Source organism: Micromonospora radicis, assembly GCF_003583405.1.
GTDB classification, from domain to species: Bacteria; Actinomycetota; Actinomycetes; order Mycobacteriales; family Micromonosporaceae; genus Micromonospora; species Micromonospora radicis.
Genome location: NZ_QXEC01000050.1, coordinates 1 through 15,179 on the forward strand (window position 1 = coordinate 1; position 15,179 = coordinate 15,179).

At 63.0% G+C, this 15,179-nt stretch carries 8 protein-coding genes; 4 read left to right on the plus strand and 4 right to left on the minus strand.

The window, feature by feature from the left end; translation table 11 throughout:
• The first annotated feature begins 648 nt into the window (after positions 1–648).
• Together D2L64_RS26555 and D2L64_RS26560 are read left to right on the plus strand one after the other, a co-directional pair.
• Positions 649–2,172, plus strand: coding sequence for an ATP-binding protein (locus D2L64_RS26555; protein ID WP_158603556.1), 1,524 nt, complete (start codon positions 649–651; stop codon positions 2,170–2,172).
• 1 nt (position 2,173) lies between these two features.
• On the plus strand, positions 2,174–4,156 hold the full coding sequence (locus tag D2L64_RS26560; protein WP_158603557.1) for a Druantia anti-phage system protein DruA: 1,983 nt from the start codon (positions 2,174–2,176) through the stop codon (positions 4,154–4,156).
• Positions 4,157–4,160: 4 nt separating this feature from the next.
• Here D2L64_RS26560 and D2L64_RS26565 read toward each other — a convergent pair whose 3' ends face one another.
• The 3 genes from D2L64_RS26565 to D2L64_RS26575 are packed head-to-tail and all read right to left on the minus strand — an operon-like array spanning position 4,161 to position 11,922.
• Positions 4,161–8,858, minus strand: coding sequence for an ATP-binding protein (locus D2L64_RS26565; protein ID WP_119579939.1), 4,698 nt, complete (start codon positions 8,856–8,858; stop codon positions 4,161–4,163).
• Positions 8,855–10,363, minus strand: coding sequence for a hypothetical protein (locus D2L64_RS27200; RefSeq protein ID WP_147376325.1), 1,509 nt, complete (start codon positions 10,361–10,363; stop codon positions 8,855–8,857). Before D2L64_RS27200 ends, D2L64_RS26565 begins: the two co-directional genes overlap by 4 nt.
• Complete coding sequence (locus D2L64_RS26575; RefSeq protein WP_147376326.1) at positions 10,360–11,922, minus strand: hypothetical protein; 1,563 nt, start codon at positions 11,920–11,922, stop codon at positions 10,360–10,362. Before D2L64_RS26575 ends, D2L64_RS27200 begins: the two co-directional genes overlap by 4 nt.
• A gap of 573 nt (positions 11,923–12,495) precedes the next feature.
• Between D2L64_RS26575 and D2L64_RS26580 the strand changes: the two genes are divergently transcribed.
• Both D2L64_RS26580 and D2L64_RS26585 read left to right on the plus strand, forming a co-directional pair.
• Positions 12,496–12,879, plus strand: a complete 384-nt coding sequence (locus D2L64_RS26580; protein WP_147376327.1) for a hypothetical protein — start codon at positions 12,496–12,498, stop codon at positions 12,877–12,879.
• 247 nt (positions 12,880–13,126) lie between these two features.
• Positions 13,127–14,143: a hypothetical protein gene (locus D2L64_RS26585; protein ID WP_147376328.1), complete on the plus strand. Its 1,017-nt coding sequence runs from the start codon at positions 13,127–13,129 to the stop codon at positions 14,141–14,143.
• Here D2L64_RS26585 and D2L64_RS26590 read toward each other — a convergent pair.
• A partial coding sequence (locus tag D2L64_RS26590; RefSeq protein WP_233559166.1) for a hypothetical protein occupies positions 14,140–15,179 on the minus strand: 1,040 nt, incomplete at its 5' end. The genes D2L64_RS26585 and D2L64_RS26590 overlap by 4 nt on opposite strands.

Below are 15,179 nucleotides of genomic sequence, written 5' to 3' on the forward strand. Positions count from 1 at the left end.
GGGTTGATTCGGACGACGACGGAGAATCGCGGTGTGTTTTGGCAGCGCACCTCGCAAGCTGGCAGGCCAAATTCATTGGGCATGAGCCAAAGCCTGCTTGGGATCTTTGCGAGCAGGACGATGTCCCTCGATCCGGTCGGCTCGCCACGGCCGGTTATCGGCACCAGTTCCAGACCGGGCGCCCGAGGGCTCAGTCAGAGCCGGCGGCGCGGGCGGGGCCCGGGGCGGTGGGAACGGATCGGGACAGTTGGTTCGTCGCTACTACCACTGAGCCGTGCAGCCCGGGCCTTGGCCCGCCGGTAGGCGTGCAGCAGAAGCGCCACGTCCTCACCTACCGGGGGCGCAGCGAGGATCAGCGAGGCGACAAGCTCTTTGCGATTTGTTCGTTCGCCCGTCTCCTCAGCGAGCGTTACGAGATCGTCAAGTCGATCGCTGATCGGAGCTGGCAACGAAAGGCCGATGCGCTTCTCGGGGCATTCAGGCAGTGGCGTATCGGCGCTGATTCGTCGCCGCGTGGTCATGTACCTGCTCCGGACACCGAGGTAGTCTATCGCCAAGACGCGCGTCTAAAACATATCTATCGCATTTCAACGTGGCAATGTACGATCACGCACCCGGCGAATGGGCCGGCAGGAGGTGGCGTTACTGATGGCGACGCAGGTCGACAGCGGTCCAGTCGTTCGGCCTCGGCTCGTGAACCCCGCCAACTTCCTCTTCGCAACCCGCGACACTGGGTACAAGACGACCGGACTGGCGATCGCGGAGCTGATCGATAACTCCCTGCAGGCTGGAGCGCGGGAGGTCGCGGTTGAGGTTGCTACCGCGCGTAGCCCCGACCGGCAAATTGAGATCATGGTCATCGACGACGGCGTGGGCATGGACGCTCAGACACTCGCGGAGGCGCTGACCTTCGGCGGAACGAGCCGGTTCAACGACCGGAGGTCGCTGGGGCGCTACGGCATGGGGTTGCCGAACGGTGCGCTCAGCCGAAGCCGGCGCGTTGAGGTCTACACCTGGCGACCTGGTGTCGGCGTCCTCTGGTCGAGGCTAGACATCGACGAACTGGTGCACGCTGGTGATGCTGCGCTGCCTCCTGTCGAGCACATCGACCGGCCGGCGTTTGTGCCCAACACCGGCTCCGGTACAGTAGTGCGGCTGACGCGCTGCGACAGGGTGGAATACAAACGTTCTACTGCGCTCGTCCGGAGGCTCAAGGACGATCTAGGGCGAATCTACCGACACTTCCTTGCCGACGGCGTCAGCCTCCAGGTGAACGGGCAACCTGTGGTAGCAAACGATCCTCTGTGTCTGCAACCTGGGTCGAAGATCACCGGCGGTAGACAGTTTGGCGATGATCTCCTCTACGAGATCCCGGCAGGTTCCACGACCGGCACCATATCGGTTACTTTCAGTGAACTTCCGATCGATCGCTGGCACGGGTTGTCGACGGAGGAGAAGCGGACGATGGGCGTTACGGCTGGCCCGCCGGTCTCTATCGTCCGCGCGGGCCGCGAAATCGATCGCGGGTGGTTCTTCATGGGCGGTAAACGTCGCGAGAACTACGATGACTGGTGGCGGTGCGAGATCAGGTTCGACCCGGTCCTTGACGAAATTTTTGGGATCACCCACGCCAAGCAGGCAATCTCACCGCGACCAGAACTGTTGGAAATTATCTCACCGGATCTGGAGACGATCGCTCGTGCGCTAAACGGTCGCGCCCGAAACCGATTCATGCTCGTCAAGGCCGCAGAGCCGCTGAGCGCGGCGGAACGGCAGGCGGCGCGTGCTGAGGCCTCACTGCCGTCCTTGCCGCGCGGGCGCCGGCCCATCCCTGACGAACTCAAGGACTTGGTGGATGGCCTGCACCGGCACGACGCGCCGTACCAGATTGCAGCCGCGGAGCTGCCCACGATGGGCGCATTTGAGGTCGTCGTGCGAGATCGGCAGATCATCGTGTTACTCAACACGAAGCATCCCTGGTATCGCGATCTGTATGGTCCGCTCGCGATGAGTGAGCTGGGCAGAGACCACGACCTTGCTCGTCAAGTTGCTCTCACACTTCTGGCCTCCGCCCGCGCTGAGGCAACGCTGCGGCGAGGCGCCGAGCGGGGGCATGCACAGACGCTGCGCCAGATGTGGGCCGACGTCCTCGCCACCTTCATGAATGCCTAGCATGATCGAGATGTGGTACTCGCTCCCCTGCCCGCCAGAGTGTCAACCCGCTGAGCGGCGGGCGTTTGTGGCGCTTGGTCGTGCGCTGGCAACCGATGACGCTTCGGCACGTCAGGCCGCGCGGGAACGTTGCCTCGCGAAGGACAACGCCGCGCTCACAGCCGCCACCCACGTTCTGATTGATCTTGTTGGTCAAGGCTGGAACGTGCGGGTCGATGACCACGAGGTGGCCATCGCTCCGCCGCTTGGAGTCGCCGATCCGGTCGAGGAGAAGAGTCGAGTACGGCGACAGGAACTCATCAAACGAGATGAGCAGCTGTCCATCCCGTCGGTGCGTCGTTTCATCGCTGCCATGGAGAAGCCGCGGGAGTTCGAGGGTAAGTTCGTATCGATCTTCAGCCTTATGAGAGATGGCAAGGAACTTTCGACGGCTCTTCAGGCTCTCGAGATCGACGGAGACGCGGATCTGGCTCGATTGCGTGGAGTGATCGACCCATACGTACAGGTAGTGTCCAGTAGTGAGCGCTGCATGCAGACTGGTTTCAGGCTCATGGACATTTGGCGGTACTTTCGTCACACCTGGTCTAATCAGTACACGAGCACTCCCGGGCGCACCATGATGATTCTAATTCGGGACCGTGCAGCCCTATTCCACCCGGTAATTGGAATCGCCGCACTTGGCAGCGCGGTCGTACAACTAGCGGAACGCGATGACTGGATCGGTTGGCAACCGGCAGTGTTCCTTGAAAACCTGCGCGCCGCCCCGACTCTGCGGATGGCTCGGTGGATTACCGCCCGACTGCAAACAGCGTTGGAAGAACTGCATGTCGATGACTTGGTTAAAGACGGCTTGTACTGGCCCACGCTGTGGGAAAATCCCACCACGGATGCAATCGAGCGATTGCTGAAGGAGGCGGAAACTCGCCGCCGAGATCATCACCGGTTCGTCAAGGCGACGGACTTCAAAAAGGTTCACGACGCCGACGATGTCAAAAGCTGGCGTCGACGTGCCGAATCCGACCTCTTCCGCAGCAAGCGTTGCCTGGCACTGGCCGATCTTCTCAGCGCTCGACAAGCGCTCGCGCCCTACCTATACCCAAAGGCAAGCCGCACCGGGCTGTCCGACGCGCTCGACAGCCCGAAGGCCCGGCGGGCGATCATGTCCGTACTGCGTAGGGCGAAAGCCGATGCAGTAGGAACCGAGATTGCCGATCTCACCGTATGCGGCGCTGTCGCTCCCTATAACGCGCTGCTGGGGGGCAAGCTCGTCAGCATGCTGGCGGTCAGCCCAACGGTCGTCAAGGCCTACCACCGGCGCTATTCGACCTATGCCAGTGAGATCGCGTCATCAATGGCCGGTCGACCGATCCGTCGGCGGTCAAACCTTGTTTTCGTCGGAACGACCTCGCTCTACGGCTCGGGCGCCAGCCAGTACAACCGGATCCGGATCCCGCCCGAGGTCCTCGGCGGGCTCTCGCCTATCGAGTTCCGCCAGCTCGGCCGGTCGAAGTCGTTCGGCACGTCGCACCTATCGGCGGAATCGGTGCGAGCGTTGGTGCGTCTTGCGGAGCAGACCGCACGCGGTGCGCGGGTCAATAGCATCTTTGGCGAAGGGGTGAACCCGAAGTTCCGCAAGGTCCGTCACGGCTTCGACCTCCTGCAGTGGCCGTCGGATACCCTGCTGCAGCATGGGCGTCAACGCATCATCTACGGCATCAGCTTGGTGGACAACCTCTTGCCCTACCTACTCGGTAGCGACGCGGAGCCGAGCTACAAGTTCCGCCGTCGTAAGAGCACCGCGGACGTGGACGCCATCTCCGCATGGTGGATGCGTCGGTGGTGCCACCCACGCAGCAAGTCGGCAGCGGTGCTGGAGGCGGTCACGGCGCACCGCCCAACCAGACCGGTCAGGCACGGTGCACGCGTCACACTGCCCGATTTGCCACTTGCCGCCGGCGAACATGAGCAGTTGGAACTGTACTGACTGCCTAGAAGAGGCGATCGTGTGGCGCCGGGTCAACATCGATGATGCGCTCGTAGTAGGGACGAACTGAGGTTCGTGTGTACGGCGTCTGGTGGGCGTTCTGCACAAAGCAGGTAAGGGGAGCCATCGTTCTTACTGCCTCGGCTAAGCGTTCGGCTTCAGGACCGCTGGTCTTTCCGACCAGGGCTTTCTGGACCGCACGGACCTGGTCGACCTGGGTCTGGCTGAAAAACAGCCTCGTCGCCGTAGCGCCAGACACTGCATCGGGCAGATCCTTCGGGTACTGCGTGGCGATGACGACACCCGCGCCGAACGCCCGGCCCTCTCGCATGAGAGGTTCCAGGAAGGGCGATTGGACGAGACGCCATGCCTCGTCCAGCACGACAAGCCGCTTCAGCACCCGCGGCTGTGGGCGTCGGATGAGCTGGTTGTAGAGGGCCATCAACAGGAATTCCGCCACCGCATTCTTGACCTCCTCGCCGGGCAGTTGGCTGAGGCGGACCACGGAACGCCCGTCGAGCAGCTGCTCGAGCGTGGCACCGTCTCCATCGCCGGCGAACAACCCCAGATCAAAGATGGGCGACAGGCGCCCGATGAGCGCATCATGGCCTTCACGTTCGAGCACCTCACGGATGGCGTCAAACGGTAGATAGGTCTGGTCCGATGCTGGTGTGAAGGCCCTACCGTCGAGTCCCAGGATCGTATAGGTCTCTTTCATTGCCTCTCGCAGGTGGTATGCCTGCTGATCCCCAAGCCGATAGATCCGCTTGAGGATGCCGACGAGTTGATGCACGTGCGACATCGGGTTTGCCCGGCCGGAGGCGGGATCGGTCGGCGGTACCAACGGGTTGAAGGGCAGCCCGCCGATACTGGCGTCGAACATGGACAGCTGCTCGGTACGCGTGTACTCCGCGCCCGCGTAGTCATCTTTAAAGTCGAGAATCAGGGCCGGCAGACCGTTCGGCGCTGCCATGAGTTCGCGCAGGATCGCCTTGGTGGCTTGAGTTTTGCCACTGCCTGTCTCACCAGTGATTGCAATGTGGCCGTTGGCCAGCGGACGATCCGGACGCTGCGGGTCGTACCAGACCTCAACCGGCCTGCCGTACTGCCCGGCAGCTTCACCAAGAAACGCGCGTGGCCGGTCAGCCGACGACGACGCTGCTACCGCGGTCTCAGGGGCTGCGACTCTGTTGGACGACGACCTTGCATGGGTCGTTTCGGCGGAGGCAGAGACTGGTCGCCCTACTTCAGAAGGCGAAGGGCTGTCAGGTTCCGCTCTTGGTGGCGTCTCTTGTTCCGGCGGACTGGGCAGCTCAGGTACGGGCGCGACGGCCTGCTGAAGCGCGCCTACGCCGGATTCGTTGAGCTGCGTCACGGTGAGCGGAAACGTGTGACCTTTGGTGGTCTGGGCGCTCACACGCCTGGGCGGTCGTAGTGACTCCGTATCCACACCGATGGAGACCTCGACGAGATGAAGCTCGATGGTGAAAGGCACCTCGCCTTCAAACAGCCGTTGCGAGGCGCTTGCCCAAGCACGTCGTTCGTCGGTGTTGTGGCCGCGTTTCGCGAGTTCGCGATACACGTGCGCTCGAAGGATCTCCCGGCGAGCTGGCGTAGTGATGAGCTCATCCGCCCGGTTGGGATTGAACACGTCACGAAGCAGCATGCCGGTGGACAGGGCCTGATTGACCGCCGGCCCGGTGGCGGTGTCACCATCAATATGAAACTCAGCCGAGGTGTCCTGCATCGTCTTTACCTCGAAGACGGTGATGATGCACCCTTCTTCGCTGTACTCGATCCCGAGCAGGTCGGCCCTTCGGGCATCTTCGTGAAGGTGCAGCCACCTGCGGGCCATGTCGTCATCTAGGCTGATGAGCAGACGCTTGCGATCCGCGGGCCGGTTCTTCTTATACCACCGCGCCACGATGAGCGTTCCAAGCAAACCCTTGGTCCGGTTCTGGTCAACTTGGCGTTCGAGGTCAGGCGTGAGTGTCAAAGCGCCCACGTCGAGAAGCTCGGTTAACTCCTGTAGGAGTTCGTCAAGATCAGCGTCACTGACGGCAGTGTTGTACTGACGGACCACCTCGCGCAGCGCTCGCCGGAACGGGTCGGTGGCGTCGGCAAATGCAACTACTTCACGGGTGCGATCGCGACCGCTGAAGACCTGAAGCTTCCCGAGCATGAGGTCTCGGTCGACGTGCCGATCGGCCAGGACGAACCACGGAGCCGTTGCCGCAACGGCCTTGAGCCGTTCCCGCACGTCGCCATCCTGGCGCACGGCCAGGCGTGACGCGGGCGCCTGCTTGGCAATCAGTTGGGCAACAGTGAAATAGGCGGCGAAGGGACCGCCTGGCGCGGGTTCCAGGTCCACAGTCTTGGCAAATACGCGGTACTTAAGTCGCTGAGGCATCGCGAGGGGCTGGACCGGCTGCTCTATGAAGCTGAGCGCATCCTGCATACCCGCCGATTGGTCGAATGCTACCAGGACGTGTGCAAGCATGCCTGCCGGTGGCTTCACCGTGTCGGCCGGCAGCGCGCGCACTTCGAAACTGAAGCGCCGATCCTCTGCGGTTGCGTGGAAGAGTTGCGCTACCCGCGCCTCGTCGTCGTCATCAAGTTCGAGCGACTGGATTCCAGCGTTGCGGCCCTTGTAGAGCACGGTGAGGTGAGCGCCCTGGATCTTCTCGCTGTACGCCAGGTCGGTCAACAGCTTCAGATAGGGCCCTGGGCCGGGCGGGTCCAGCAACGCCAGGCGGAGCCCGTGGCGCGCTGGAGGGTGTGCTTCAAGGAACGCCTCGACGATGCGACGAATTTGCGCATAGCCATCTTGCCCCACGCTTCGTTCTTGCTTAACCGCGAAGTACGGAAGATGCCCGATGTCGCTGACGTGGGGCAGAACCTGTGGCGTGTCAGGCGTCAGATCTGGGAGGCAAAGACTGGTCAGAAAGTTAGGTAGCTTTCCCGCAGAGTCTCTCACCAACTGGAGGTCGCGTGCGCTGAGCCGATCACGCTGAGCGACAACGATGCGCGCGAATTCAGAGTACCGCCACAGGTACAAGGGATGCAGGGGCGTGAGCATCGCGATCGTAGTCAGGCCAGACCCAAAGGCAATGGTGTCAAGCTTCAAGATCTGGGAGATAACCTGATTGACATCTTGGGTGTACTCCGCAAACAGCTTCCCGTACGTGTTGCCGATGCACGTTAATAGGTCATGATACCGCTCGACGTAGTCGCAGATCGCGACCCTTGAATTCCGTGCCGCCGCCACCGCAAGGGGCTCGACTGTCAGACGACCCGCATACCCCACGATCTTGTCTCGAGCCTTGTCGAACGACTCAAATCGTGCACGTAGTTCCCGGCCAGCGTCGTCGTCGAGGCTATCGAGGAATTCAAGGATCTGCTGGCTGGTCCACTCTGCCTTGAGGTCATCTTCACCCCGGTAGCCGCGGATTCTCTCCCAGATGTCGCCGTCGTTCCCGTCGATCCAGCCCCCGTAACGACCGACGCCCACCAGCCGGGTCACGATGTCGACGACTTCGCCGGAGACCTGCCCTTGGACGATGATCCCGGAGGGAAGCTCGTCCTCCCATCGTTCCGTGCCGACGGGAGTTCCCCCGCTGTCGAGTTCGCTGACCCCTGCAGCCGATTCCACGGCGGCGTCGAGATCATCCTGAAGGGACGCGTCACCGGAAAGCAATGCGTCCGCAGCGACAGTCGAGGCCGAAACCGGCGTGTCGAGCGGCCGATTGCCGCTCCCATCATCCGCGACGCCGCCCGAGGGGTGAGAGCCTTGGGTGCTGGTATCTGGCGGTATGTTGAGGCCAGTTTGCGGTACCGCGTCATGGTCTGCTGGCAGGGGCGGGGGTTGCCACCGGCGGACCGAGAAAAGATCTTCGGCGTCAGCGACGGTGAGCTGATCCGCCGACTCGCCGCGGCGCAGCTGCCGAAGGAGGCGAAGACTGCGCCGAAGGGCCGCGCGCCGGTTCGGATCGGCCTCCTTGGCGATGTTCTCGGCGATTGCACGCCGGTCCTTTTCCGTCAGCGTTTGGAGCCGACCAACCAGATCGCGGTTCCTCTGAATGCGATTGGCGACCGCCCGGTCGCTCGCGTCGTCAAACAGCTTCGGGTCTGCCAGCAGGCCCAAGCGCGGAAGTTCCCGGCTCGACTTCAGTTTGAACTCCATCGCCTGGTCAGGCCCGTCTGGCAATGAGGTGTAGTAGTCGAGAAGTTGGCCGAAAGAGATGTTGCGGTCGCCGCCGAGCCTTTTCCACCAACTGATGAGTACATCGTTGGCGCCAGCGAGCTGCTGCTGTGCTTGCCTGATAAGTAGACCCTTGAGCTCGACTGGGCCGATGGGAGCGAAATCTTGCAGCGATGAAAGCCGGGCCTGATCTCCGGCCGCGATCACCACGATCGTCGCCTCAAGGCTTCTGTCATTACGCCACTGCTCGGCTCGCTGGACGCTGTTGGTGAACTTATCTGCCGGCATACCGACCTCGGCGGCCAGAGCCAGGGCATCGCTCGACAGCAACGCAACCCGCAAGTCGGACCTGTCTAGGATCCCGCTGAGCCGGGCTAGCACAGTACGTGCGTCGAAATGCGGGATGTCCCGAACAAGGACGCCCACCGATCCGTACAGCTCAATAACCTTGCGGCACAGCAGCTCGCTGACTAGCTGTTCCCGAGGGCCGATCGTCGTCATAGCAGCGCCAAACTCTTTGGGTCGGTAGTGATGACGGTCTGCCCGTCGGCGAACGCCTTCGCGTAGCCAGCCTCAAGCATTGCCCTGCGCAATGCCTCGACGTTGAGTCGCAACTCCTCCTCGCTTACGGAAGTTGGTGTCCCGAACGGCTTCTGAGCCAGGTTGTTGCATCGCACGATCTGGTCATCGGAGCGCTGTCCGACTACAATTCCATAGTTCGCGCGAATCTCGTCGAGAAACTCCGGAAAGTCGAGCGGCCTTTCTGGATCGACAGTGGCCGCAACGAGCGTTTCGAGGAATTCGGCGTTGATCCCATAGCGCTTTTGCTGTTTGCCGCCACGGCCGGCGACGGACCAAGGAGTGAGGTAACCAGCGCGGCGCCCAAGGTCTGCCAGGAAGCCTCGCGGATGGTTCTTCTCTTCCGCGGCAACCTGCCAGAACGCCTCAGCAATGGCTTCCAACTCGGACACCTGGTCGTCGTGACGGTACGCATCGAAGCCCTGCCGGACCCGGTCCTGAACCTTGGTGGGGAGGCCTGCGATCACTTGTTCAGCCCCGCGGGCACTGACCTGCAGCTGAAGCCTTTCTCGAATGCGAAGCAGCATCAACGCCTCGATCGTGTCGCCCGCAGCCCGAAAAGATGCTCGCGATGCATTGCGCAGGGATGTGCGGGAGCCATCGAACATGTCGAGCAGGATCGGGGAGCGTGGAGCGCCTTCAACAGCTTCGGAGTAACGGGAGATCAGATGGACGTGTACGGCGAAGCAGGCGAATGTCACCAGCCTTCGAAGGGAATTCAACTTCGAACCGCTGGTTTGCTCGAAACGGGCGAGACGGTCAAAGGAGCGGCGAAGATTGGTGAGGGTAGGTGAAGCAAGAACAGGCGTGCTTGCATCATCAACGATCATGGGGGCATAGGCATGCTGCATTGCGGCTTCAGTTGCGGTGTCAACGCCCTGCGGTTTAGCGAGCTTCGCCATCGGCATTGCCAGCATCGACCATGGATCGTCGTCTGTTGACAGTAGTTCACGGATATGGATGGCGGCATCCGCTTCATGCCCAGCCGTCAGTAAACGCGCCAGAAAGATGCCGCAGCGATGATCCGATGGGTCACGGGTGAGGAGTGTTTCGTTGGACAGGGTGTATGAGGAGCGTGCCGCTTCGCCGAATACGGCCTTGTCTGTCCCCAGCACGCCTTCGGCAAGGTTCCGCAACGTGCTAAGTGAGTCTCGATCGATGACCTCACCATCGCGACCGGTGATCGCCTCGCCGTAACGCTCAAGGATTGCGCTATTCGGGTTGCGCTCGACTTTCTCACGTGTCTTCTGGTTCAGGATTGATGGCCGAAGAAATTCGGCTAGCGCGTCCGAGTCATATGCGCGTCCCGTCAACGCCCTTCCGAGGCCGTTGGCCACATGCACAGGTTTGATTGAGTTGTTGGTGGGAACAAGTCCGAACTCGGCGATGTAGAGGTCATTCAGGAACGTCTTCAGGTCCGTTGTCACAGTCGGTACCTCGCCGGATGACGTTGAATTTCGAACCTCGCTTCGATATTTTTCTCCACGTTGCGGATTCGCACATCGACAACTTCTGTCTTGCTCGGCCCCACGGAATTGTGCACGCTGTCGACAAATCGTGTGATGCGCCGAGTTGCGCTCCGCGACCAACTCGTTCGCCCGAGACCCCACCTGGCCTCGGTAAGCGTTAGGTACAACGCGCGATCGACCAAGAGGCTGGCGACCGCCACGCCGTGCTCGTCTGTAGCGGTGAGGGCGAAGGTCCGGACGAGACGCTGCTCATCGGGCAACCACTCGTCCACCCACGGAGCCAGCTTGGGTGGATCTACCTCGAATCGGCCATGGTGGACCTCGTGCAGGGAGAGGAACGTGCTTGGGGCCCTGACGTCGAAGCGGTGGCTTTGCCAGAGGACGAGGCGTTCGCGGTCGCTATCGGGGCAGTCTGGCTCGTAGAACCTGTTGATTGCTAGAAGCAGTTGCCGGACAACGCCTCCGCCTGCTCCGTTACCCTCCGTGACCAGCCTGTCGAAGCTGCGTTCGTCGCTCGGCAAGAGGTCGAGAAGCGACCGACCGTCACAGTGCTCAAAGAAGAACCGCCGCTTGAGCGCGCGATACTCGTTATCTCGGTCATCCGCCGGCATCGGCTGTATGGCAGACGGGCGGAGCCCGTCGATCCACTCTTCTGCCTTTGTGGTCCCCTGCCAGAGCTCTGTGTCGCGCCGGGGGTGCGTTACGGCAGCGGGGTCGAAAACCTCCCGGACAGCATCGAACAGCGGTCCGACGCCGCCTTCGAAGGCAAGCTGCGCGTAGTGGTATCGGTGCGAACCCTGGCTCGCGAGCCGGACCGCAGCCGTTGCCCCTCCGGCGATCAGGAACGCCACGAAGCCGACCAACTGCCGCATTGTTGCGTGGTGGCCTCGCCGTGCAACCTCCGCAAGCATCAGGGCGATCCGCTCTCGAACCTGAGGATGGCGCAATGCCTCGCGGTTGACGACGGCCGGGTCGGTTGGCGACAAGCTGGCGTAGAAACGATCATCGGTTAGACGGGCGATGACCTCGAGTGTGATGGGCGCAGCAAGCACATTTCGCAGGCTCAGGTCGAGGACTCGAACGGGACCCTCAACATCCTTCACAGGCTCCCGGCCATATGACACCGCCTGCTGCACCTGCCGAAGCGCTGCCTTGAGTGGCTCGAAGTCGACAGCCAACGGATGGCGACGCAGCACGAAAAGCGGCCACTCATTGATAGCTAGCACCATGGCTCGACGGTCGCGGTCGCAGTCGCGCCAGCGAGAGAGGATACTGTCATCGGACAATTCGTTGGCATCGGTAAGGACAACCGCCCCGGCCGCCTCTAACGCTGGCCTGAGTCGCTCGATGAGGTGCGTCTTTCCGTCACCGGGGTTACCCGTGATGATGATCTGATGGTGGGCGCGAGCCAGACCCAGGACATGATCGTTGAGACCGAGGTCCACATCGATCCAAGCGAGTTCTTCGGCGGTCAAGCGGTCCGCATAGCTGTTGGTGCTGCGGTACAGGCGTTCCACGAACTCACTGGTCTGAAGAGAGGCCGGCGAGCTTCCGAGGGACCCGGTGGCGTCCATGCCGCCCGAAACTGGCGCACTCTCACCGCTCGGTGTCACCCAGCAACCGCCCGTTCCCAGGTACATGCTGAGAGGTCGGCCAACCGCTGCTGAGGCACAGGCTCATGCGGACGGGGCATCGAGGTCACCACCATAAGCTTCTCGCTGCTGCAGAGGGCTGACTAACGAGGGTCGACCGCGCAACCGCGGTCAGCACACCCCGACAGAGTAGTACCTGACACGGTATCGCCCACGTCTGACATTCGGTGCAACCGATCTAGATGCCCTGGGATCGGTCAGCGGATTTATCAATTGGGCGTTGCAGCAGGTCGATTAGAGTCCATAAGGCTGGTTTTACCAGAAAGGGTGTTTTTACGGTTTTAGTCATACTTTTATGATCGGCGCCCGCACGCGGCCTTAACAGACGGGCTCGGTGCCCCAGTGTTGGGCCGGATGACATCGCCCCTCAGGACCAGGGGAGACATGGCCCGTAGGCTGTGGCCTGGCGATCGTCAGGCTCAAGATCGGAGAACGCCCATGGAAAGAGCGCTGGCTTCACAAGAGGTCAATATGGCGCGCGAGTGGGTCGCGGGTAAGAAGATCGAGTCTTTCCGGGTGTACGGCGTCAACTCGTTGAAAACCTTGGCGCCCTCGCTCGACGACCTCGTCGGCGACCAGATCGTGGACCTGGTCGCCCAAGACGACGCTCGGCGGGTCGACGTGGTCTGCCGTGATCACGTCATAGCCGTCGACCTTGAGCGGACCGGAAAATTGGCGGCGTTGCGCGAGGCCGCCGCATGGAGTCCGGCCGCCGGCACACCTATGCCGACCGGACGAATGACCTTCGAAGACGGCACCGGACTTGATTTCAGGGAGCCGGCGAAGACGAAGCGAATCACGTTTGCCGTGCGTCGTCGCTGACCGCAACTCCTTGCCAGCCGAAACACCACGCACGCCAGCACTGCAGATCAGAAGGTCCCTGCCGGCCTTCTCGGTACCCGCCTGCAGCGCGGTCGGGGTCGGGAGATGAGCGTCAAGGTTCCACAGCCCAGCCGATGACGCGCGTCCGGCCGCTTCCTCTTCCTGTCTGCCCTACCCGACCAGAGGTCGTCGCGAAGCAGCCGCCAGCCTCCCTCGTAGCCGCACAGAGGTGTGCAAGCATCGTTGCATGGAGGTCCTACCCGGCTCCACGAGGCCGCCCGCCTCGGTACAGGGGTTGTTGGACCTGCTCGAGAAGGCGGAAGGATCTGTGCAAGTTCTGGACCCCCCAGAACAGGTGAGAGCGGCCTGGCGTCGACTCATCCATGCTTTGCGGTCTGGCGGACATGTGCCCAAGGGCTGGCATCTGGTTCACCGCGGCCGCAACACCGGTGACCTGGTTATCGAGCTACGGCGTGGCCGCCATCCGAGCAAGCAGTACCAGCCGGCAAGTCGCTCGTCAGTGCCCGTCCCCGAGTTCCTGGTGGATCCTCATCCGGTCATCGACCGGTTGCGTGAGCAGCCCAGCCGCCTACCGGAGTCCGACGAGAACCGCTCCCGGACGCTGTTGCTCCTGCAGGCGCTGTGTCTGGAGGCGGAGAAGCGGGAATGGGCCGTCAGGTCCGGTACAGACGCGCTGCTGAGCGTGGTCGTCGACGAACAGCCGCTCGAGGTGCGGGTACGGGAGGAGAAGGGAGCCCGATGGATGCTGCGCCTAGTGCTCACGGTCACCGACGCCGACACCGGTGTGGCCGAGTGGAAGGACTACGCCCGCAAGCGGCTTGAGGACGAGTTGCCCGCCGTCCTGACGGACCTGCGCCAACGTGGCCGGCGGCTACGTGACCGCCGCGACGCTGCAGCGCGGGCGGAGCAGGTGCGGCTGCAGCAGGAACGCGACCGGGTGGTGACGGCGCACCGCGACCAGATCCTGCGGCAGCAGGTGGCTGCGTGGCTGCTGGCCGAGGACATCCGCTCCTACTGCGCAGATCTCGTCAACGGCGGCATGCCGATCGACGACCCGTGGCTGGCGTGGGCACACACCTACGCCGATGACCTTGACCCGCTGGCCGACCCGCCCGGAATTCCCAGCGATCCACCGTCATCGGTGGCCGTGGCGACACCGAGACAGCAGCACGTCGGGAGGACTGCCTCTGCGGCGCCGCCCTATCAACCGTGGCATCCGAACCGCCGCTGGTACCACGGCTAGTAGTGCCAGTGGCCCGCAGTCAGGTACGGCAGCAGGTCATCGCGCTCGGGCTTTGGCGTCTTCGGCATGCCCTCCCGGCTGAGCCGGGGATCCACCTGGTCGGCATGCTGCAGGATCCACGTCGCCCAGGCCCGCACCTCCTGCGCACGGTCGGGCTCCAAGTCGTCAGCGACCGCCGCTAGCGCTGCCGCGTAGGCGCGGGCGTCGTCGGCGAACTGCCGCTCGCCGATACGAGCCTGGATGGTCTTGCGGCGGTGGTCCTCGGTGAACTGTCGTTGGGCCTCATCTTCGCGCCGCTGCCGTTCCCGCCGGCGCTCCTGTTCGCGGCGCTCCTCGGCCTCGCGACGCGCGATCAGGAGATCGGCCCACCGCTCGATGTGGGTGAAGATCTCGCCGAGTTGCCTGTGCAGGGGCTTGTCGGCGGTGTCGGTCCAGGTGTCGTAGCCGCGGCGCCGCGCCGGATGCACGTCCTTGATCGTCAGCTGTAGAGGCTTGCCGCGCTCCCCGTAGAGCTGGAGCGGGAACTCGTCACGGTCGATCCGCAGGATCAGCTGGCCGCTGTCGTAGTGGTCACGTCGGTTGTGCCGAAACAGCGTCTCGTACCCGCGGAACTCGGCCTCGGTGATGATGGCCTGCCAGATCTGGCGCATCCGCTGCACGGGTCGACGCTTGTTCGGCATCAGGTAGGGCCGGTGCTGGTAGATCATCCGCTCGGGGAAGTCCAGCGCCTCGGTGAGGTCCTGCACGATCGGGTGTGGGCGGCGCACCGTCGAGGGGACCGGGACGATCCGGCCGAGGAACTCCTGGGTGCGGGGCCGTGGACGCGGAGGCGGAACCCACTGCCGGGTTGGCTGATCCGGTGGCGCCAACGCGGGCGACTCGACGCCCCGGCGGTCGACCTCCACAAGCAGCAGCGACATGCCACCCGGAAACGACCAGCTGCGCAGCCGGTGCGGACCGGCTCGCAGCAACCGTAGCTTGGCCACCTTCGCCGCGTGTCGCCACGCGGCCAGGGATTCCTCGTCCAAGCCCTCTA

What these genes read in the sequence shown, in the direction of transcription:
- D2L64_RS26565 (WP_119579939.1), bottom strand. Translation starts at nt 8,858, where the DNA reads ATGACGACGATCGGCCCTCGGGAACAGCTAGTCAGCGAGCTGCTGTGC.
- D2L64_RS26560 (WP_158603557.1), top strand. Translation starts at nt 2,174, where the DNA reads ATGATCGAGATGTGGTACTCGCTCCCCTGCCCGCCAGAGTGTCAACCC.
- D2L64_RS26585 (WP_147376328.1), top strand. Translation starts at nt 13,127, where the DNA reads ATGGAGGTCCTACCCGGCTCCACGAGGCCGCCCGCCTCGGTACAGGGG.
- D2L64_RS26580 (WP_147376327.1), top strand. Translation starts at nt 12,496, where the DNA reads ATGGAAAGAGCGCTGGCTTCACAAGAGGTCAATATGGCGCGCGAGTGG.
- D2L64_RS26555 (WP_158603556.1), top strand. Translation starts at nt 649, where the DNA reads ATGGCGACGCAGGTCGACAGCGGTCCAGTCGTTCGGCCTCGGCTCGTG.